General features: G+C 59.7%; 23 protein-coding genes and 2 pseudogenes. 10 read left to right on the top strand and 15 right to left on the bottom strand.

Translation table 11 applies throughout. From position 1 onward, the window contains the following. Positions 1 to 15: 15 nt before the first annotated feature. From WN982_RS19695 to imuA, 3 genes are read right to left on the bottom strand one after another with little or no spacing between them, the layout of a single operon-like run. Positions 16 to 3,165: an error-prone DNA polymerase gene (locus tag WN982_RS19695; protein WP_341313572.1), complete on the bottom strand. Its 3,150-nt coding sequence runs from the start codon at positions 3,163 to 3,165 to the stop codon at positions 16 to 18. 6 nt (positions 3,166 to 3,171) lie between these two features. Beyond that, positions 3,172 to 4,641, bottom strand: coding sequence for a DNA polymerase Y family protein (locus WN982_RS19690; protein WP_341313571.1), 1,470 nt, complete (start codon positions 4,639 to 4,641; stop codon positions 3,172 to 3,174). Continuing rightward, complete coding sequence (imuA, locus tag WN982_RS19685; protein WP_341313570.1) at positions 4,571 to 5,278, bottom strand: translesion DNA synthesis-associated protein ImuA; 708 nt, start codon at positions 5,276 to 5,278, stop codon at positions 4,571 to 4,573. The genes WN982_RS19690 and imuA overlap by 71 nt, the downstream gene beginning before the upstream one ends. Before the next feature lie 92 nt (positions 5,279 to 5,370). Between imuA and WN982_RS19680 the strand changes: the two genes are divergently transcribed. The 3 genes from WN982_RS19680 to WN982_RS19670 are packed head-to-tail and all read left to right on the top strand — an operon-like array spanning position 5,371 to position 6,217. Continuing rightward, entirely contained in the window at positions 5,371 to 5,652 is a 282-nt protein-coding gene (locus WN982_RS19680; RefSeq protein ID WP_341313569.1) for a hypothetical protein, read from the top strand. Between the two features lie 23 nt (positions 5,653 to 5,675). Next, a complete protein-coding gene (locus WN982_RS19675) occupies positions 5,676 to 5,999 on the top strand; it encodes a hypothetical protein (RefSeq protein ID WP_341315845.1) in 324 nt (107 codons plus the stop codon). After that, positions 5,999 to 6,217 (top strand): hypothetical protein, encoded by a 219-nt coding sequence (locus WN982_RS19670; RefSeq protein ID WP_341313568.1) that lies wholly within the window; start codon positions 5,999 to 6,001, stop codon positions 6,215 to 6,217. The genes WN982_RS19675 and WN982_RS19670 overlap by 1 nt, the downstream gene beginning before the upstream one ends. Positions 6,218 to 6,391: 174 nt before the next feature. Here WN982_RS19670 and WN982_RS19665 read toward each other — a convergent pair whose 3' ends face one another. Then, a complete protein-coding gene (locus WN982_RS19665; protein ID WP_341315844.1) occupies positions 6,392 to 7,102 on the bottom strand; it encodes a lysophospholipid acyltransferase family protein in 711 nt (236 codons plus the stop codon). 885 nt (positions 7,103 to 7,987) lie between these two features. Here WN982_RS19665 and WN982_RS19660 point away from each other — a divergent pair. Beyond that, the gene (locus WN982_RS19660) at positions 7,988 to 8,416 is read left to right on the top strand and encodes a hypothetical protein (protein WP_341313567.1); all 429 of its coding nucleotides are present in this window, start codon (positions 7,988 to 7,990) and stop codon (positions 8,414 to 8,416) included. Here the strand turns inward: WN982_RS19660 and WN982_RS19655 are convergent. The 6 genes and pseudogenes from WN982_RS19655 to WN982_RS19630 all read right to left on the bottom strand — a co-directional run. Continuing rightward, positions 8,376 to 8,597 (bottom strand): annotated as a pseudogene (locus tag WN982_RS19655) (TMEM165/GDT1 family protein); the annotation flags it as partial. The gene WN982_RS19660 and the pseudogene WN982_RS19655 sit on opposite strands and share 41 nt — an antisense overlap. Before the next feature lie 85 nt (positions 8,598 to 8,682). Continuing rightward, positions 8,683 to 8,775: pseudogene (locus WN982_RS19650) on the bottom strand (hypothetical protein); the annotation flags it as partial. Between the two features lie 127 nt (positions 8,776 to 8,902). Beyond that, positions 8,903 to 9,385, bottom strand: a complete 483-nt coding sequence (locus WN982_RS19645; RefSeq protein ID WP_341313566.1) for a DoxX family protein — start codon at positions 9,383 to 9,385, stop codon at positions 8,903 to 8,905. Beyond that, on the bottom strand, positions 9,382 to 10,206 hold the full coding sequence (locus WN982_RS19640) for a DNA-binding domain-containing protein (RefSeq protein WP_341313565.1): 825 nt from the start codon (positions 10,204 to 10,206) through the stop codon (positions 9,382 to 9,384). Before WN982_RS19640 ends, WN982_RS19645 begins: the two co-directional genes overlap by 4 nt. Beyond that, on the bottom strand, positions 10,178 to 11,068 hold the full coding sequence (locus WN982_RS19635) for a DUF692 domain-containing protein (RefSeq protein WP_341313564.1): 891 nt from the start codon (positions 11,066 to 11,068) through the stop codon (positions 10,178 to 10,180). Before WN982_RS19635 ends, WN982_RS19640 begins: the two co-directional genes overlap by 29 nt. A 16-nt stretch (positions 11,069 to 11,084) precedes the next feature. Continuing rightward, positions 11,085 to 11,405: a DUF2282 domain-containing protein gene (locus WN982_RS19630; protein WP_341313563.1), complete on the bottom strand. Its 321-nt coding sequence runs from the start codon at positions 11,403 to 11,405 to the stop codon at positions 11,085 to 11,087. A gap of 223 nt (positions 11,406 to 11,628) precedes the next feature. On the opposite strand from WN982_RS19630, the gene WN982_RS19625 reads away from it, so the two are divergent. Together WN982_RS19625 and WN982_RS19620 are read left to right on the top strand one after the other, a co-directional pair. Next, positions 11,629 to 12,198, top strand: coding sequence for a sigma-70 family RNA polymerase sigma factor (locus tag WN982_RS19625; protein ID WP_341313562.1), 570 nt, complete (start codon positions 11,629 to 11,631; stop codon positions 12,196 to 12,198). Beyond that, positions 12,195 to 12,848: a DUF1109 domain-containing protein gene (locus tag WN982_RS19620; protein WP_341313561.1), complete on the top strand. Its 654-nt coding sequence runs from the start codon at positions 12,195 to 12,197 to the stop codon at positions 12,846 to 12,848. Before WN982_RS19625 ends, WN982_RS19620 begins: the two co-directional genes overlap by 4 nt. Before the next feature lie 125 nt (positions 12,849 to 12,973). Here the strand turns inward: WN982_RS19620 and WN982_RS19615 are convergent, their stop codons facing one another. Next, a complete protein-coding gene (locus WN982_RS19615; RefSeq protein WP_341313560.1) occupies positions 12,974 to 13,549 on the bottom strand; it encodes a carboxymuconolactone decarboxylase family protein in 576 nt (191 codons plus the stop codon). Between the two features lie 73 nt (positions 13,550 to 13,622). Further along, on the bottom strand, positions 13,623 to 14,195 hold the full coding sequence (locus WN982_RS19610) for a TetR/AcrR family transcriptional regulator (protein ID WP_341313559.1): 573 nt from the start codon (positions 14,193 to 14,195) through the stop codon (positions 13,623 to 13,625). 151 nt (positions 14,196 to 14,346) lie between these two features. Here WN982_RS19610 and WN982_RS19605 point away from each other — a divergent pair, with 151 nt between their 5' ends. Beyond that, positions 14,347 to 14,961 (top strand): class I SAM-dependent methyltransferase, encoded by a 615-nt coding sequence (locus WN982_RS19605; protein WP_341313558.1) that lies wholly within the window; start codon positions 14,347 to 14,349, stop codon positions 14,959 to 14,961. Between the two features lie 51 nt (positions 14,962 to 15,012). Here WN982_RS19605 and WN982_RS19600 read toward each other — a convergent pair whose 3' ends face one another. The 3 genes from WN982_RS19600 to WN982_RS19590 form a co-directional block, all read right to left on the bottom strand. Continuing rightward, a complete protein-coding gene (locus WN982_RS19600) occupies positions 15,013 to 15,225 on the bottom strand; it encodes a GDCCVxC domain-containing (seleno)protein (protein ID WP_341313557.1) in 213 nt (70 codons plus the stop codon). Then, positions 15,225 to 15,512 (bottom strand): mercury resistance system periplasmic binding protein MerP, encoded by a 288-nt coding sequence (gene merP, locus WN982_RS19595; RefSeq protein ID WP_341313556.1) that lies wholly within the window; start codon positions 15,510 to 15,512, stop codon positions 15,225 to 15,227. The genes WN982_RS19600 and merP overlap by 1 nt, the downstream gene beginning before the upstream one ends. A 65-nt stretch (positions 15,513 to 15,577) precedes the next feature. Continuing rightward, a complete protein-coding gene (locus WN982_RS19590; RefSeq protein WP_341313555.1) occupies positions 15,578 to 15,871 on the bottom strand; it encodes a mercuric transporter MerT family protein in 294 nt (97 codons plus the stop codon). A gap of 67 nt (positions 15,872 to 15,938) precedes the next feature. Here WN982_RS19590 and merR point away from each other — a divergent pair, with 67 nt between their 5' ends. The 3 genes from merR (at position 15,939) to WN982_RS19575 (ending at position 17,655) form a co-directional block, all read left to right on the top strand. Beyond that, a complete protein-coding gene (merR, locus tag WN982_RS19585; protein WP_341313554.1) occupies positions 15,939 to 16,349 on the top strand; it encodes an Hg(II)-responsive transcriptional regulator in 411 nt (136 codons plus the stop codon). Positions 16,350 to 16,540: 191 nt separating this feature from the next. After that, positions 16,541 to 16,927 carry a thioredoxin family protein gene (locus WN982_RS19580; protein ID WP_341313553.1) on the top strand — a complete coding sequence of 129 codons (387 nt, stop codon included), beginning with the start codon at positions 16,541 to 16,543 and terminating at the stop codon, positions 16,925 to 16,927. After that, entirely contained in the window at positions 16,927 to 17,655 is a 729-nt protein-coding gene (locus tag WN982_RS19575) for a cytochrome c biogenesis CcdA family protein (RefSeq protein WP_341313552.1), read from the top strand. Before WN982_RS19580 ends, WN982_RS19575 begins: the two co-directional genes overlap by 1 nt. The last annotated feature ends 154 nt before the right edge of the window (positions 17,656 to 17,809 follow it).

The following is a 17,809-nucleotide window of genomic DNA, read 5'->3' as shown; positions in this document are numbered from 1 at the left end:
CAGTGGAGCGACGGGTCAGTGGAAATTCCGGCTCATTGATGGCAGCTCGCCGAGCAGATACGACATGTCGATGAGGCGTTGAGCCACGAGATGCCGTACCTCACCTTCGCACTGCCATACGCCAAGCACTCCGAGTAACGATGCGCCAAGGACTTCCTTGCGCTGCTTCTCAAGCACTTTGGGCCAGACGATGACGTTGACGTTGCCCGTCTCGTCTTCAATGGTGATAAAAATAACGCCCTTTGCAGTCTCTGGCCGTTGACGCACGGTGACGATGCCGCAGCCGCGAGCGAGCCGGCCGTTCCGATAGGTCTGCAACGTTGAGGCCGGCATCAGTTTGTTGGCAAGCAACTGCGGGCGCAGTAGTGCAAGAGGATGTCGTCCCAGTGTTAGCCCCGTCGACTGGTAGTCACCGATGATATCTTCCGCTTCGGAGGGCGCACCCAGCTCTGGTGTTTCGTCTACAACCGTCGCAACCGAGAGCATGTCTTTGTCAGGCACGGAGGCAACCGACTGCCATAACGCTTCGCGCCGATTGCCCGCAAGAGATGACAGTGCGTTCGCCGCGGCCAGCACCTGCAGGTCGTGACGGTCCAGTTGCGCGCGCCGCGCGAGGTCGGGCACTGTCGTGAACTGCCGCACGGCTCGCGCATTCTCAATACGCTCTGCGGCGCCGTCGCGCATGCCTCGGAGCAACGACAAACCAAGCCTGACGGCGGGCTTCTCAGCACCGCCTATGTGCTCAAGCGACGAGTCCCACCCACTTATCGTGACGTCCACCGGCAGTACCTGGACTCCATGGCGCTTCGCATCCTGCACCAGTTGTGACGGCGAGTAAAAGCCCATTGGTTGGGAGTTCAGCATCGCTGCGAGGAACGCTTCCGGCTCGTGACGCTTTAGCCAACTGCTTGCGTACACCAGCAGCGCGAAGCTGGCCGCATGGCTTTCTGGAAAACCGTATTCGCCGAAGCCGAGAATCTGCTGAAAGATGCCATCCGCAAATGTCTTGTCGTACCCGCGCTCGAGCATGCCGTTGACGATACGGTCGTAGTATTTATCCAGGCCACCTTTGCGCTTCCAGGCTGCCATCGCCCTTCGCAACTGGTCCGCTTCCCCAGCAGTGAAGCCGGCTGCCAGGATGGCGACCTGCATCACCTGTTCCTGGAAAATCGGCACGCCAAGCGTGCGACCCAGAGCAGTCTTCAGCGCCTCGCTGGGATAAGTCACCGGCTCGAATCCCTGCCGGCGCTGCAGATACGGGTGGACGGCGCCACCCTGAATGGGTCCCGGGCGGACGATGGCAACTTCGATAACCAGGTCATAGAACGTACGCGGTTTCAATCGTGGCAGCATCGACATTTGCGCACGCGACTCAATCTGAAACACGCCAACGGTGTCCGCGCACGAAATCATGTCGTACGTTTGTGGGTCCTCGGCAGGTATGTCCTGCATCTCAAACCGCTCGCCACGCTGCTCCGAGACAAGGTCAAGTGTGCGGCGGATAGCCGACAACATGCCGAGCGCCAACACATCAATCTTGAGCAGGCCCAGCGACTCGAGGTCGTCCTTGTCCCACTGGATAACACTGCGGTCGGCCATGGCAGCGTTTTCGACGGGCACCAGGCGCGTGAGCTTTCCGCGACTGATAACAAAGCCGCCCGAGTGCTGCGACAGGTGCCGGGGAAAACCGTACAGTTGCGCGGCCAGTGATGCCCACGCCCGGATGATAGGCGTCTCCGGATTCAGCCCGAACTCTTCGAAGCGCTTGAGCAGGTCTGCACGGTTATCAAACCACTGATGCGACTTCGCCACCGCGTCCACTATCTGCATGTCGACACCGAGCGCCTTGCCTGTTTCCCGCAACACGCCGCGCGCACGGTATGTCGATACGGCCGCGGCAATCGCCGCACGGTTGCGACCGTACTTGCGATAGATGTACTGGATAACCTCTTCCCGTCGCTGGTGTTCAAAGTCCACATCGATGTCCGGCGGCTCGCCGCGCTCTTTCGATATGAATCGCTCAAACAGCATGTTGCCGCGCGCGGGGTCGACTTCCGTCACGCCCAGGCAGTAGCAGACCGCGGAATTGGCGGCCGAACCTCGTCCCTGACACAGAATGTCCTGGCTGCGCGCAAACCGCACAATGTCATAGACGGTGAGGAAATACGGCTCATATTGCAGGTCCGCAATCAGCTCAAGTTCGTGTTCAATCTGCTCCTGAACGTTGTGCGGAATGCCTGAAGGGAAACGTCGCTGTGCGCCAATGTACGTCTCCTGCCGCAAATAGGCCGCAGGCGTCAATCCGGGTGGCACCAGTTCGTCGGGATACTCGTACCGAAGCTCGTCGAGCGAAAAGGTGCAATGCGCGAGGATGTTGGTCGTCTCACTGAGCGCGTACTCCGGATAGAGGTTCGCCAGCCGCAGCCGGGACCGCAAATGCTGCTCCGCGTTCGGCGCGAGGTCGTACCCACATTCGTGCACCGGCCTGCCAACGCGAATGGCCGTCAACGTATCCTGCAACGGCTTGCGCGAGCGCACGTGCATCACCACGTGGCCGAGCGCGACGACCGGTATGCCGTGCCTGTCAGCAACGTATTCAATGGCGCCGCGGTGGATGTCATCCATCGCCCGCTGATGCAGCACCAGCCCGCACCACGCACGCCCCGGGAATGTGTGGTCAAGCCACTCAAGCTGCACATCCAGGACATCCTCTTTCGCGGGAAAGTCTGGCACCAGTATCGCGAGGCAGTCGGGCATGCCACGCAGGTGACTGTTTTCCCTGTCTGGCCGCGACAGGTCCTGTGGCGTCAGCCGGTACTGGCCTTTCGGCGCACGAGTGCGGGCAAGCGTAATCAGCTCGGAGAGGTTCCCGTATCCCTCTCGGTTCTGGGCGAGGAGGATGAGGCCGAATGCCGGTGAGCCGTCGGCATTAACGAGCTGGAAGTACGAGCCGATGACGAGCGGAAGCTTCGCTTCCTTCGCTGCTACGTGCGCCCGCACGATACCCGCAAGCGAGCATTCGTCAGTTATCGCCAGACCCGAGTAGGCGAGTTGCGCCGCGCGCTCAGCCAGTTCTTCTGCATGGGAAGCGCCGTGCAGGAACGTGAAATTTGAAAAGCAGAACAGCTCGGCGTACGCCGGTAGTGTGGAAAACGTGGAATCCATGGCACATCATCCGAAAAGGCCATGTAAATACCAGCGCTGCTCTTCTTCTGCGTCGCGGCTGCTCACACGTTCACGGTAAATCCAAAAACAACTCTGGTCTTCCGCCTGAGCGACGAAATAATCGCGCGTAACCAGTTCGCCATCAAACCAGCCCGCTTCGATGCGTTCACCGGGCGACACCATCCGCAACGGAGAACCAAAAAAGGGGCGATGCTGACGCATCAATAGCCGTACCGGGCTGTCCAGCATCCACGTAGGCCTGGGAAGCCCCTGTGGGAGTGCTTCCTGCCTTGACTTATGCGTCACTGGAACCCAGCGGTTTGCTACCTCGGGGCGATGGTCGGCAGTTGGCGCGGGGCGAAGCACATTCTCTTCACCGAGCCGCGCAACGAGCAACTCGAGGAGACGCGCATGGTCTTCGCTCGAGCCGCCGGGCTCCGGGAAGAGCGTGTCGGAAGCCGGCGCCGCAGTTTCCACTTTCGACGCGTCGAGTTTCAGTGCGATGACCGGTGCAGTCAGCTCGATGCGATGCAAACGCTCCTTGAGCAATCTGACAAGATGCTCCTCCTTCCACGTCGGCTCGCCCAATGCGACGTCAATGGTGGTTGGCTCAATGGCGTCGCGCCCGCGTTCATGTTCGAGCAGCAGCTTTATCCCAGTGACCGCCAGTTGTTTTGCGCAAAGCCAGCCGCACAGTTGCACGATGAGTCGATGCGCGCCGAACACGGCACCGTCTGCATGCTCGAGCCGGTCCGGCATCTCGATGCGGGCGGAAAAAGTTGGTGGCAGTTCAAGCCAGTCAAACAATTCCGGCGCCGTACCGAACGCACGGTCAAGCGAATCAAGAAGATGTTCGCCACATCGCCGCTGCAGGCCGGCGCGTGGCAGGCGTCTCACGTCGGCAATGGTTTTGCAGCCGAGCCCGGAGAACCACTCTCCGAAGGGGCGTACCTCTGGCACAGCCATCATTGGCAACACGGACAGCCGTTGCTCGAGCGATGCCAGCTTGAGCACACGCCGATTCCCGAACTTTGCCAGTAGCCATGCGCCCTGGCCGGTAGGAGCCGCACTGACGCGCGCCGTAAATCCCAGCGTCGCCAGCACCGCTTTTGCTTCGCGGCATAGCGCGAGCAGGCCGCCGAAAAGACGCAGGCTCGCACCGACCTCCACAACGACTGTTGCTTCGTCAAGCAACGCAACATCCGGCGAGAATCGCATCAAGGCCACGCCTACCTCACGCTGCGCAGCTGCTTCGCGACTCGCCTCACGCTCGTGCATCTCCGTCTCGGGAGACAGGGTGAGCACCCCACCGCGTTTCATCCCAAGACGCACACCGGTCGCGCGAGCCGCGCTGTCAGCAATGACCACCTTGTCTTTCTCTAGCACCACACTGCCGTGAGTCGGCTCAGGCGACCACCTCGGTCGGAAAACCTCTAGCGGCAACTTCGGCAACTGAACGGCGAGGAAGACGCGCATGTCGGGAAAGCAAGACGGGTGTTGGTTGGAGGGGAATTGATAAGGGCTCTGCGCGAGAGGGCCCTCGTCGTTTCACGATATCGACGGTCAGGCCGTCGGCTGATGGTCTCAACGCCAGTCGGAGAAGCGCCGGCGATGAATCCTGCGCTGCGGCGAGCGGCCTGACCATAATGAAAAGCGTCTCAGATGACTGCGCCGCGAGGTGTAATCGTCGGAGGGATGACGCCTGCGCATACTGGGTCCAGAAGACCAAGGCACTGCAGCTGCCTGCGCGAAGAATCTGCTCCGCCGACCAGAGCGCATCCGCGGTTTTCTTCGCATTCACGCGCAGCACGTGGTCAATGGAAAGGCCGATGTAGCTGAGCCCCAGGCCATCCGGTGTATGCGGCGGCCGCACGAATGCAACCGGCCGATTCCCCGCAGCACTCAGCGCTGGCCGCAGCAGCCGCAGCTCGCCCACACCGGCCTGCTGCACCAGTAGGTCGACGAGCGCGCCAACCGGCCAGCCGCCGCCGGGCAACTCGGCAGACAGCGCCGGGTAGCCGGTGTCAACGACCCGTCCGCGACCGCGCGCGAGCTGGGACGCCCGCCACAGGGACGGGTGTATCTCTTCAGCCAGAACAGTAGCGGTGGACATGGCGCACTAAAAAACCTGTATATTTATACAGTATCGTACACGCAATTTTGCGACAGTGAACTGACACTTTTAATCGGAGGCTCGGTCATCCAATGCCTGAGATGGCCGCCTTCATGGCGAAGCTGCGCTCCGCCTTTGGAGATGAGACGATTGACGAGGCAGTCAGACGAGGTAAGGCTGGCGAGCCGACGTTTTACGCCTACGAAAATAGCCGCGCTATTGGCACAGCAAGTCCAGCAAACGAGAATGGGTGGCGCGTCAACGCTGACATACGGGACCGGCATTATTGCCCCGGCTGTGATGGCGGGTGCGTCGGACAGGGGATGGGCTGCAAAGACTGGCTGAAACGAACAGCCGGCAAGGAGAACTCGTGAAAACTGTTGGATTAGTCGTGTCGATGATGGCGTTCGCGCCGGCCGCGTTTGCGGCTGGGGTCTATACGGAGGTCTGGAATCCGCCAGAGGCGCGTGCGACCGCCCCACAGAGGGTCAAGGCAGCGCACAAGCTGGGAATTCATCGGCATGTCGTTCCCCATGCGGTGAAAGTGCACGTGCGACGCGCGCCGACGTCTGAATCCAAGCTCGTGGCGAAGCAAAGCAACATGCAAAAGACTGTGCCGACAGACGAACCAGACATGTCGGAAATTCCGCGTCAGCTGACGCCCGAGGGCAATGTGCTTCGCGTTGATTCCCGCAACATGTCAGCCGAGGTCACGCGCTGATGGAATCGCAGAGTTACAACGGCTACAGCGTGTGGGGGCACGCCATCCTTCAACAGGAAGACATCCTTCAGCCGGACCGGTACGCGGCTAGCGGGACTATTACTGCGGGTGGAAAGCTCATTGAAGCATCTGGTGTCCTGGGGTATTTCGATGCGGAAGATGAAGCGCAACGTGCCGGCCTAGAATGGGCTCGCGCTTGGGTCGATGCACACGGGTAGTCGCCGCAGTCTTCCGTGTTGCACGAACGGCTCGCGGGCCGCCAATGCCCAAGGCATTTTTCACGCCGAGCCCATCAGTTCATTTTTTGGTGCTGGGTAACGGGAGACCTACGCTTCAGCGAAGGTCTCCAACCTGACAACGGCATATGGGGAAGCCACCTGGCGCGGAGGCCATCAGAGCCTCAGCAACTCAGCTTTCATCCAGTCGTGGACTGCCCGGCTCAATTCCTGTTGTGAGGTGTCTCGGGGTGAAAATGCAGGACCGACGACCACCCGGATGTGCCCCACACTGTCAGGCCATCCCTTCGCGGGCCAAACTTTTCCGGCGTTGTGGACGACAGGGACGACGGGAGCGCCGGTCGCGCATGCCAGACGAATGCCACCCGACGTCAGTCTCAATGGTGCCCCTTGCGGCACGCGGGTGCCTTCCGGGAATATGACTACGACGTCGCCCTTTGCCAGCCGCTCGGCACACTCCTGTGTCACTGCCAGATGGGCCTGGCGCGGCGAACCACGATTCAGGCTGACCATGTCGAGGCCACGCAGCACCCATCCGAAGAACGGAATACCCAGAAGGTCTTCCTTGAACACAAAGCTGATTCGTCGTGGAAACAGTGCGAGGAATGCCAGCGTCTCCCACGTAGATTCATGACGGCACAAGATTATTGATGGCCCTGCCGGAAGCTGCTCGAGCCCCTCCACCGAGCATGTGACGCCGGGTAGCCAGCGCATCACGACAACCATAGCACGACACCACTGCGCCGCGAGCCAGTAGCGGCCAGACCTCCCAACGAAGGGGAATAACGCCAGTATCCCTATCGAATACAGGATGCCGCTACCGAGCAGGCAGACAATGAACAGCCATTTGATGAAGGTGGAACGCACGGTGGGCCGAATGAAATGCGCTTGGCAGCGGGAGGTTTTCGTCACTACCAATAATAGGCTGCGCAGTGAGCGATATGTTCGCGCGCTGGCATCGCTGCAAGTAGCCTGGCGCAGCAGGTAACATCGAAGCGGCTGGACGCGGTAATTGAGCGGCATCGATTCCGCGAATACCTGAGCAACCGGTCGTTGCATCTCCGGCAGCCAATTTCACGCCCGGTCAACGGCTTCGTCGAACGATGATTGCGCCGGGCATTCGTACGAACGAGTCGCCGCGTTGGACTGGGGGTGCCCCCAAGCCGTTGCGCATGCTCAAGCCGTTGCGCATGCTTCGCGCACCAAAAAGAAACCCGCCAAGCGGCGGGTTGAATCCATATCAGGAGGAGACATGGAGGAGACGAGCTAAGTATAAACCCTATGCAACTTGCAAAAATTTGCCACCACACGACGAAATTGGTGCCGCCCGCCGTTAGTCGCTGACCCGCTCTACCGCGCCTCGGTACGGCAAGCCCCAGCGAGTATAGCGGCGAACGCTATGTGTCCCAGCTGCGTAGACGGGCGTCTGGGTCACTCCGCCTTTTGCCTGCTTTTGGTGCGCTTCGCCACTTGCGTGGCCTTATGACTTTGCGCCTTGTCAGCGGCCTTTTTGGGCCCGGCTACCTCTTTTTTCCGGCTCGACATGTCGGCTTCGGGACTCTGCGTGGACTTTCTGGGGGATGGCATTTTAGACTCCTTAACGTGTCGGGGGACACATCATAAAAATAGGTCGCACCGCGCCGGGAATCAAGGCAACGCGGGGCTGTCCCGAGCGAGCCCGACTTATCCGGAAAAGGCCTCTGTCCCATCGTCACGCTCACCCCACGCGACATCGTCGGGCTGAGCAATCGATTGACCCACAGCCTGGCCAGCACGATGCAAGAGGTGAACGCCGCCGACATCGTCGTCGCTGAAGCGCTGTTCCAACGGTTTCCTGAAATCCGCGAAGCAGTCGTGCAGAATCGCGAACATTTCACTGGCTCTTATTGGTCAATAGATAATGAATTGGCGTCGGCGGACTGGTCGATGTTCATGGGAGGGCCGAAAGAAGAACGATGGACACGCTGGCAAGCGTGTCTACCAGAGGATTCCGCCGAACGGAAGTCAGCCACCGCAGCGCTGAATTTTCTCTTCCCCATGACGAACGCCACGATATTAGCCTTCGTCCGCCGTAAGCGCTTTCGCCAGGCATTTCAGCGCGAGCAGATTGAAACCAGCAACTGTGCTCATCGCGGGGCAATCAGAACATCGGATGCGCCGCAGGATAGAGAGCCGTTCTGAGAGCAAGTCCACCGAGCACGACGAAGATAACTGCGGCGAGGATGTGGACTGCCTTCGTCGGCAAGTGGTCGGCGAACCTGTGGCCAAGGTAGATGACTCACACGTTCGCCAGCATCATGCCCAGCGTCTTTCCCGCTACAACGCCGAAGAACTCGTGAAAGCGCTTGGCCAGTGCAATGGTGAACGCGCTGGCAACACGGTAATGAACAGGTAGCCCGCATAAAGCAATCCGTTGAACAGGGTCAGCACGAGGATGAGCCAGTGGGTCAGTCAATGCAGCCGGAGCCGGACCGCTGCATCGGCGGGCACCTGTTCGTGCCGTACCAGCAGTACACGCAGCAATCCCCGGACTTCGGTCTGAGCGCTGTCTTGCAATGCTCGCATTCGCAAAACCGAAAGCAAGCGTCTGGCGGGCAACGTCTCGCTCTTCATGTGCCAGTGCACGGGACACGTGATGGTCGATTCCGGACACTCGTATTCATCGCGTTACACCCTTGACGCCGGGCTGCTACTAAAGCGTCTGTATAACAAGTAGTCCAATGACCATTTTCCGGCGCCCCGGCACAGTAGAACCAGCAGCATTGCAGCCCATTGAATGTGCGTGGGCCATGCCTGCGGATACACGAACACCTCAATTACAGTCGTCATGCCGAGCAGGACCAACGCTACGGGGCGCGTCGCCAGGCCGAGCACAAGTAGAACAGGTGTCGTTAGTTCGATTGACACCGCCAGGTAGGCTGCCAACTCGGGAGGAAGCAACGGTAGTCGATAGTCTTCCCTGAATAACTCGAGCGCGGCATTCCAGTCGGCCAGTTTGGTCATCGCCGAGTTCCAGAAGACCGTGGCAATCGCGAGCCTCAGTGGAAGCGCGAGAACCGTGTACGGCACCCGCTCCAGCCACCCGACGGCACGTAGGATGCGGTCAGTCAGTATCGAACTGCGATGAGCGGATTGCGATTCCGGCATCATGTAATTTGCCTCCCAATTGCTTTGCTGGTTTGGATGGATGTCTCATCTGATAGGCAGCTGTCGACAAAGCATCCCGACGCAAGAAGGTGTGCGAGCCAGACAGATGTCTCTGCGTCCGGCACGTCGACTAGGGCATCATGCAAGGGGCGCCCCGCAAGCAAGGCAGCCGTGAACCGGCATTGCCCTTCCGCCATCCGGTTCACCTCGACGCCCGAAGGCCCTCGGTGGATATACAACCAGACCGGGTCAGCGGCCAGATTGATGTTCGCCATTGCGCTGTCGTCCCGCGTCAACACCGCGTGCCAGATGGCATCGACGGGAAAGGACGACGCAAGTACCCGTGCGGCAGGGCTCGGCAAAAACCTTACGGCGTGCATGTCGGCTGCGTCGAATTGCTCAAGGCGCCGTAAGTCAAGCGGCTTTGCGTCTGGCGCGTGCAGCGCCTCATTCACGGCCCATTCAAGTCGTGCCGTATCTGGCAGATAGTCAAGAGACGCCGCTTCCGGCATCTGTGCCAGAAATTCCGCAAACGACTCGCCGTAGCTGTCTAGCAGTGCGCTCGACGGTGGGCATTGCTCAATAAAAAGTCGGGCTGCGCCTTCGAAGAATTCGGACCCGACCAGAGCCTGCACGGCCGGATAAGTCAGCCGCAGCGCTGTAAGCAGCGTGCTGTTCGCCGTATTTCGGTAAATGGCGAACCGTGCCTGGGGAGCCAGGCCGTCCGGCACGACGTACTCGCATGCGTCGCCATCGGCAATCCCAAGCAAGTCCCGGCGGACCGCACATTGCAACTCAAGCAGCGTTGGTGCACAGGTTGTCATTTCGCTGCCTCTCAATAGCGGCCTCTGCAATCGCAGCTTCTTCCATCAGAACCTCAAGCGCCGGCACATCAGTGTCCCATTCAATCAGCGTGGGAGCGGGTCCAAAGCGCTTGAGGGCTTGCTCAAACAGGTCCCACACTGGAGGCGCGACGCGTGAGCCGTGGTCGTCGATGCGAATTATCTGGCCCTGGTCAAGCTGTCGGACGCTGTGCCCGGCCAGGTGAACCTCGGTAACCGACTTCGCCGGCAGAGCATCGAGATAGGCGAGTGCGTTCCAACCGTGATTGCTGGCACTGACATAAATATTATTAACGTCGCAGAGAATGCCACACCCCGTGCGTCGCGCGACCTCTGCAAGAAATTCCCATTCCGGGATGGTTGAGTGGCGAAAACGCAGATAGGTGGACGGGTTTTCTAATGAAATCCGCCGCTGCAGGTAAGTCTGGGCCTGGTCGACATGAGTGCAGACAATGCTCAACGCTTCTTCCGTCATCGGCAGCGGCAGCAGGTCGGCGAGGTAGACGCCACCGCTTAGGCTCCAGGACAGGTGTTCAGAAACCAGGCCGGGCTCAACACGCTTGATGACAGCGCGCACACGCTCAAGATGCTGGGCATCCATCCCTTCGGCGCTGCCCAACGAAAGGCCCACCCCGTGGAGCGAGATTGGGTAATCCCGGCGGATGGCTTCCAGGTAACCTGGCGCGCTACCCCCGCCCATGTAATTCTCGGTGTGCACCTCGAACCAGGCGGCTGGTGGATGCCCTTCGACAACCTCATGATGATGACGAGAGCGCAGCCCGACCCCGGCGCACGCCGGAATCAGGCCATGCGCACATTGCGACGCAGCATAAGCGGCATCCATGAACTCCCCCGTTCGCTCAAGCCGGCTTCAGCTTGCCGCCCTGGATTTTGCTGCAATCCCCAGCGGGAAGCAGCACGAATGACTTGGCATCACGTGCCTGGGTGGCTTGCCCTGCGCAGGAGTGCGCTCCCTCTGCGCAGTCATTTTTCGATACGGCATTGACGCCGTAGCACTTCTCCAGTTTGTTCGCTTCCATCCGGGCCATGTTGTCCTTCACAACTTGCGGCATTCCGCTCATGTCCTTCATGGTCTGGGCCTGAACCGGTACCACCTGCATGGCGAGTGCCAGGCCGATTGCCGAAGACAAGGTCGAGGCGGCCATAATATGTTTGTTCATCACGCTTCCTCCTGAGGGTTGCGGCCGGGCATTCTGGCCGTGTAGGAAAGTTCGGCCGGCCGCTGCAAAAGGTTACGGCCCTGGCAAAGTTTTTCTGCGTGACAATCTGCCGTCCGCGCCACAAAATTTCCGCATGCTCAGGCATCCACCCCCACCCAGTCGCGTTCCAGGTTCCAAGAAAGAGGGCCGCGAGTCGTTCACGTCGGCCCGTCAGGCTGAGCCTGTGGCCAACCGTGCTGATGGCAAACTGGACTGGTCCATCACCATGGCCAGCGCGCAAACCGGCAACCAGGAAGCCTATCGCCGGCTGCTCCACGACATAACCCCCTATCTTCGTGCGCTCACGGCGCGGCACATCCGGAATGCCGACGATATTGAGGACACGGTTCAGGATGTGCTGCTAACCCTGCACTCAGTACGCGACACCTACGACCCGTCACGTCCGTTCGGACCGTGGCTGGTCGCTATCGCAAACAGACGCATCGTCGACGGTCTGCGCCGGCGTGGACGCGTCGGCTCACATGAATCTTCAGTGGAAAATGAGCCTGAAACCTTTGCTGCTGATGAAGCGAACTTACAGGAAGAGGCTGTGAATGCCCGCCTGGTGAGGGAAGCTATCGAGCAATTGCCTGTCGGACAGCGCGACGCGATGCGCATGCTCAAACTGGAAGAAATGTCTCTGCAGGAGGCCGCCGCTGCAAGCGGAACGTCGGTTGCGGCGTTGAAAGTAGCCACTCACCGGGCAATGAAACGATTACGGGAAATGTTCCGGCAGCGAGGTAGCAAATCATGACTCGGACCTCCGACCTGATTGACGTGCTGGTCGCGGACGCAACACCGGTCCGGCGTCTGCGGCCCCCCGCGGCGAGAGCTGCATGCTGGTTGTTGTTTGCCGCAGCTGTGATGCTCTTCGTCGGTATCGCACATGGGGTGCGTGCCGACCTGCCGGTCAAACTGCATCAGCCCCTCTTCGCCATCGGCGTAGCTACAGCGATGGCAACAGGTATTCTGGCCGCCACAGCGGCATTTCTTGCCAGCGTGCCAGGCAGGTCTCGCCATTGGCTTCTGTTGCCGGCACCGGCTTCTCTCGCCTGGGTAGCTACGATTGGCTATGGTTGCCTGACCGATTGGGTCACGATTGGACCGGAGGGCATGTCACTTGGCGAAACGGCCAGATGCTTTGCTACCCTGGTATTAATCGGTATGCCGCTATCGCTCGTGATGCTGATTATGCTGCGCCACGTCGCTCGACTGTCACCCGGTCCGGTCACGATGGTAGGCAGTCTCGCGGTTGCCGCAATAACTGCGGTCGCGCTGTCAATTCTCCACCCGCTCGACGGAACGGCGATGATATTGCTGTGGAACCTTGGCGTCGCCGCGCTTTATCTGTCATTGAGTGGCCGGTACGGTCATCGACTTTTGAGCTGGGTGGCGCAGCGCTGACGCCCGGATGCCCCACACGAGGGCAAACGAAGCGTCCTCAAGAAAATTACGCGTTCGAACGTTCCTTTCTCGCTGCAGCTCAAAGACGATTCTGTTCACCGGCCGGTAACCAGACGAGCCTTGGGCTATGCCTTCGGCGCCCAGGCCGTACTCGCGAACTTCGCATCAACCTCAGTATGGAGCAGGTGATTCGAATAGTTACTGATGGTTTTGACGGCTAGGGCCAGAATGATTTCCAACACGTTCTTCTCGGTATAACCTGCGCTCACGAATGCCTCCAACTGGGCTTGTGTCGGATTCCCACGGGATATCACCATCGTCCGTGTGAACTCGGCGAGCGCACGAAGCTTTGGGTCCTCAATCATTTCGTCGTCGCGCACGGCCTGGATGGCCTGCTCCGGGGTTTTCGATACCTTGTCAGCAATCCAGCTATGCGCGGCAACACAATATGTGCACTCATTCACGCGCGAGATGACAAGAAAAACCAGTTCCTGCTCTGCGGAAGTGAGCGTCGACTCCTTCCGGAAGAGCTGATAGCCGTGCAGATATGTATCGAGCAATGCAGGCATGTTGGCCATGCCCGCATACATGTTCGGGATGCCACCGGTTGCCTTGCGTGCCGTCTCCAGGACTTCCCGTGCGCGGGCATCGGCTGTGTCTACGGTAAGGTGCGGAAAAGAAAGCTTTGCAGTAGCGTTCATGTGAACTCCTTGTGCGAAGGATTGGTTTCAAGCGCCATGTTTTGAGCCATTCGGTCCAAAACAGAGAAAAAAATTAGAGCAACAGGCCAGCGAGCAAAGTCTCCACGAAGGGCACAAGCTGCTTTTTGGTGAAGCCGCTCTTCGCCATTACGCGCAAACCGGCGATGCCCGCAACTAGCGTCATGGCCTGCTTCGCGGCGTCGACTTTCGAATCGATGTCTCCCCGTGCCTGACCGGACCGGATGACCTCCTCGAAGCTGCCCATCATGCCCTCGAACCCCGCTTTGACGAGTTGTCTCACACCTTCGTCGTGCGGCCCCAGTTCGACTGCCGTGTTGACAAGCAGACAACCCCGTCCGCCGTCATTGTGGCTAGCGACGTCAAGCAGCATCGCGCGCAGTTTTGCGCCTGTGCTTCCCCCGCCAAGCGTGGCACGCACAGCGGCAGTTCGCGTGCTTGCGTAATTGGTAACTGCCTGAATCAGAACATCCCGCTTCGACCCGAAGGTGTTGTACATGGACGACTTGGCCACGCCCATGTGTGCCGCCAGGTCGTTTGCAGACAGGGACGCGTATCCGTCTCGCCAGAACGCGTCGACCGCAGATGTAAGCGCGTGGTTTCGGTCAAACTCGAGTGGCCTTGCCATGTCACATCCAGAAGTGATTCTGGACCAACTATACCAAAATATCGAACTTCGCGTAGGCAGGTGCGGCTATTCGACTAACAGCACCGGTTTCGTGGCCAAATGGCTTCGCTTATCATGGAACTGCCCGAGGTGCGGCGTTTAAGGATGCGAGATGGACAGCAAAAATCACTGGGAAGACGTGTACCGGTCCAAAGCTCCTGATGCAGTCAGTTGGTATCGGTCACACCTCGACACTTCACTGAGGCTGATTGAAAAAATCGCGCCGGACCGGAACGCCGCGATTATTGACGTGGGCGGAGGAGAGTCGACGCTGGTCGATGATTTACTTCAGCGCGGATACCGGGACCTGACAGTGCTCGATATGTCCGCCGTCGCTATCGATGCGACAAGGAAGCGTTTGGGTTCTATCTCCGGGCAGGTAACGTGGGTCGAATCCGATATTACGGTGGTCGACCTTCCTGAGCACCGATACGACGTGTGGCATGACCGCGCCGCCTTCCACTTCCTGATGGAGCCATCGCAACGGGACGCTTACATCCGCGTGCTGACGAGAGCACTCAGGCCGAATGGCCACGTTGTGATAGCCACATTCGGACCACTGGGACCAAACAGGTGCAGCGGGCTGGAAGTAAGGCGATACGACGCACAACAGCTCTCCGATGAATTCGGTGCAGGGTTCGAGTTGGTAACAGGCACACTCGAAGACCACCACACGCCGGCTGGCTCCAGCCAGCAGTTTCTTTACTGCAGTTTCCTGAAGCTGTGACTGCCGGCCCCCCCGACTCGGCGTCGCGCGTGGCCTATTGCGTGAGCCTGGTCAGGCGCAGCAGGAACCGGACTGCTGCATCGGCGAGCACCTGTTGGTGCCGTACGAGCAGTACACGCAGCAATCCCCGGATTTCGGTCTGAGCACTGCCTTGCAATGCTCGCATTCGTAAAACCACACACAAACGTCAGTGGGCATCGTCTCTTCTTTCCTGTGTCCGCACACCGGACACGTGATGGTGGAATCCAGCACGACTGCAGCCATCACTGCACCTGCTTTACGTGAGACGGATAGCCAGCATCGGTCGTGGCGTTCGTCAACGCGTCGACCGAAACCTTCTTCGGGTCAAATACCACCTCCGCGCGTTTGCTTGCGAAGTCGACCTTTGCCGAGGTCACGCCTGGCACTTTCTCAAGTGCCTTGCGAACCGTAATCGGACACACAGCGCAATCCATGTTCGTGACGTCAAGGGTGACCGTGCGAAGCCCCTCGGCGAGGGCCGCGGATACGGTCAACGCCGTCGCGACGAGCACAGCAATCAGTTTCTTCATGGCAGGTACTCAATAGAAGAGCGGCGCATACAGGGGGAACGACATCAGCGCGAGCGCGGCCGGCATCACGACCCAGAAAATGAAGCGCTGACGATGTCGCACCGAAGGCACCGCGCAAGCTCGCCCACCGCACATTCTTCGGATTTGGCGTAGAGCCTGCGGAAAGCGACCGCGAAAAAGGCGATGGATATGGCGACAAACAGGGGTTGGAACGGCTGCAACGCGGTCAGGCGCGAGCCCCAGGCGCCCCCGACTCCCAGCACGACAAGGAGCAAGGGGCCTGCGCAGCAAGCGGATGCCCCAAATGCGGCAGCAGTTCCGGCTAGCAGGGAGCCGGTGGTGGCCCAGCGAGGTCGCACGGCACTTCCTTTTCGGACTGGTTGAGTCTAGTCTAGGTGCGTACCTGAGTACGGAGTCAAGCTCACCATGCAGGAAATGACCATCGGACAGCTGGCTGAAGCGGCAGAGGTCAACGTCGAAACAGTGAGGTACTACCATCGTCGCGGGTTACTGCCGGCGCCACCCCGCCCAGCAGGCGGCATCCGCCGATACCCGACAGCCGTACTGACGAGACTTCGCTTTATCAGGCGGTCCCAGTCGCTTGGCTTTACGCTCGATGAGGTGGAGGCCCTGTTGTCTCTGCATGATGGTCAAGCGTGCAACTCCGCGCGCGCTATCGCCGAACACAAGCTTGTCGATGTGCGCCAGCGCATCCAGGATTTGTCCATGCTGGAAGCCGCGTTGGCGACACTGGTACAGCGCTGTTCGACGTCGAAAGGCAAGGTGTCGTGCCCGCTCATCGACACGCTCATGAACGGCGGTGAGCTGACCCCGTGAACGCGTTAGCGCCAGGTGTGCCGGTAGCACACACCACCACCGACACAACCGAGACGGGACTAACCAGCGTGACGAGTCTGGCGGTCAGCAGGCCACCTGCGCTTTACCGGCAGCCGCAACTCGAGAGGCGCAATCATTTCGTCTCTCGAACGTCTAACAATAAGACTGTGCTTATCTCGGGGTAGACCGCGATGCTGAACGTTATTCGCCGATATCTGCTCGCGTCGAGCCTATTACTGGTCGTCAGTACCGCTTTCGCTGGCGAGCAGCCGTTTAACCAGGCCCGGTTCGACAGGCTGAACGCCGACGGGAAGCCAAACATCGTCTACTTCCATGCGACCTGGTGCCCGACCTGCAAGGTCCAACAACCCATTGTGGACCGTCTGGCAGCGAGCCCGGAAATGAAGGACGTGACCATTTTCGTGGCCGACTACGACAAGGAAGTTGCCCTGAAACGAGCGATGAAAGTGACTCAGCAGTCGACGTTCGTTGTTTTCAAGGGTGGCCACGAGGTTGCACGCTCGACGGGGCAGACACGCGAGCAGGACATTAGGAACACGTTCGCCAAGGCCCTGTAATGGATTTCACTCCTGGTACGTACGCGCTCGGGTTCCTCGCCGGAGCCCTGACGACGTTGTCACCCTGCGTGCTTGCCCTCGTTCCCATTCTCGTTGTGTCTGCATTGGCGGCACATCGGCTGGGGGTGGTTGCACTCGCCGCCGGATTGGGTGTGTCCTTCTCGGTCATCGGCATTTTTGTAGCGACAGTCGGTGTGTCGTTGGGACTGGATAACGAGGTGTTCCGTCGCGTGGCCGCCGTGCTGATGATTCTTTTTGGACTCGCGATGTTTTCCCACCGATTGCAGGCCATTTTCAATCGCGCGGCCGCAGGGATAGGTGGTCCCAGCCAGAACTGGCTCAGCCGGATAAAGGGCGATACCCTGCCAGGCCAGTTCGCGGTCGGACTGCTGCTGGGAGCCGTCTGGAGTCCTTGCGTCGGACCAACATTGGGCGCGGCAACCACGCTCGCCGCGCAAGGTGGAAGTCTCGGCAATATCGCACTATTGATGGGCATATTTGGCGTCGGAGCCGGGCTTCCGCTGGCGGTTCTCGGCTCCCTTTCGCGGGCCTCGACGCAGAAGCTGCGACGCCGACTTGGCCCAGTGGGAACGGCAGGGACAATCATCCTCGGAGCGGTGTTCATCGCCGTCGGCATGCTCGTGCTTACGGGGCTGGACAAGACGCTGGAGACAGCGCTGCTGTCTGCAAGCCCCGCGTGGCTGACGGACTTCACAACGTCCCTTTGAACCTGACAAACGCGGATATCGGCATCGGTGGTCGTGCAATGGCCTCCCCAACGGGCTCCGATACCGCAGAACATCCGTGCTTCCGTTGCGCCATCGCAATATCACTTCATTTTCGCCAGCATGTCCCAATTTGAATCCAATAGCCTGTGTCTCC

The organism is Paraburkholderia sp. IMGN_8 (assembly GCF_038050405.1).
In the GTDB taxonomy this organism is placed as follows: Bacteria; Pseudomonadota; Gammaproteobacteria; order Burkholderiales; family Burkholderiaceae; genus Paraburkholderia.
This window is presented reverse-complemented; position numbering and strand designations above follow the sequence as displayed.

Excerpts from the sequence above, each read along its gene's own strand:
- WN982_RS19600 (WP_341313557.1), bottom strand. The coding sequence starts at position 15,225 with ATGGCTGCAGTCGTGCTGGATTCCACCATCACGTGTCCGGTGTGCGGA.
- imuA (WP_341313570.1), bottom strand. The coding sequence starts at position 5,278 with ATGTCCACCGCTACTGTTCTGGCTGAAGAGATACACCCGTCCCTGTGG.
- WN982_RS19580 (WP_341313553.1), top strand. The coding sequence starts at position 16,541 with ATGCTGAACGTTATTCGCCGATATCTGCTCGCGTCGAGCCTATTACTG.
- WN982_RS19640 (WP_341313565.1), bottom strand. The coding sequence starts at position 10,206 with ATGACAACCTGTGCACCAACGCTGCTTGAGTTGCAATGTGCGGTCCGC.
- WN982_RS19630 (WP_341313563.1), bottom strand. The coding sequence starts at position 11,405 with ATGAACAAACATATTATGGCCGCCTCGACCTTGTCTTCGGCAATCGGC.
- WN982_RS19575 (WP_341313552.1), top strand. The coding sequence starts at position 16,927 with ATGGATTTCACTCCTGGTACGTACGCGCTCGGGTTCCTCGCCGGAGCC.
- WN982_RS19610 (WP_341313559.1), bottom strand. The coding sequence starts at position 14,195 with ATGGCAAGGCCACTCGAGTTTGACCGAAACCACGCGCTTACATCTGCG.
- WN982_RS19645 (WP_341313566.1), bottom strand. The coding sequence starts at position 9,385 with ATGATGCCGGAATCGCAATCCGCTCATCGCAGTTCGATACTGACTGAC.
- WN982_RS19635 (WP_341313564.1), bottom strand. The coding sequence starts at position 11,068 with ATGGATGCCGCTTATGCTGCGTCGCAATGTGCGCATGGCCTGATTCCG.
- WN982_RS19620 (WP_341313561.1), top strand. The coding sequence starts at position 12,195 with ATGACTCGGACCTCCGACCTGATTGACGTGCTGGTCGCGGACGCAACA.
- WN982_RS19670 (WP_341313568.1), top strand. The coding sequence starts at position 5,999 with ATGGAATCGCAGAGTTACAACGGCTACAGCGTGTGGGGGCACGCCATC.
- WN982_RS19615 (WP_341313560.1), bottom strand. The coding sequence starts at position 13,549 with ATGAACGCTACTGCAAAGCTTTCTTTTCCGCACCTTACCGTAGACACA.
- WN982_RS19675 (WP_341315845.1), top strand. The coding sequence starts at position 5,676 with ATGATGGCGTTCGCGCCGGCCGCGTTTGCGGCTGGGGTCTATACGGAG.
- WN982_RS19680 (WP_341313569.1), top strand. The coding sequence starts at position 5,371 with ATGCCTGAGATGGCCGCCTTCATGGCGAAGCTGCGCTCCGCCTTTGGA.
- WN982_RS19605 (WP_341313558.1), top strand. The coding sequence starts at position 14,347 with ATGGACAGCAAAAATCACTGGGAAGACGTGTACCGGTCCAAAGCTCCT.
- merR (WP_341313554.1), top strand. The coding sequence starts at position 15,939 with ATGCAGGAAATGACCATCGGACAGCTGGCTGAAGCGGCAGAGGTCAAC.
- merP (WP_341313556.1), bottom strand. The coding sequence starts at position 15,512 with ATGAAGAAACTGATTGCTGTGCTCGTCGCGACGGCGTTGACCGTATCC.
- WN982_RS19690 (WP_341313571.1), bottom strand. The coding sequence starts at position 4,641 with ATGCGCGTCTTCCTCGCCGTTCAGTTGCCGAAGTTGCCGCTAGAGGTT.
- WN982_RS19695 (WP_341313572.1), bottom strand. The coding sequence starts at position 3,165 with ATGGATTCCACGTTTTCCACACTACCGGCGTACGCCGAGCTGTTCTGC.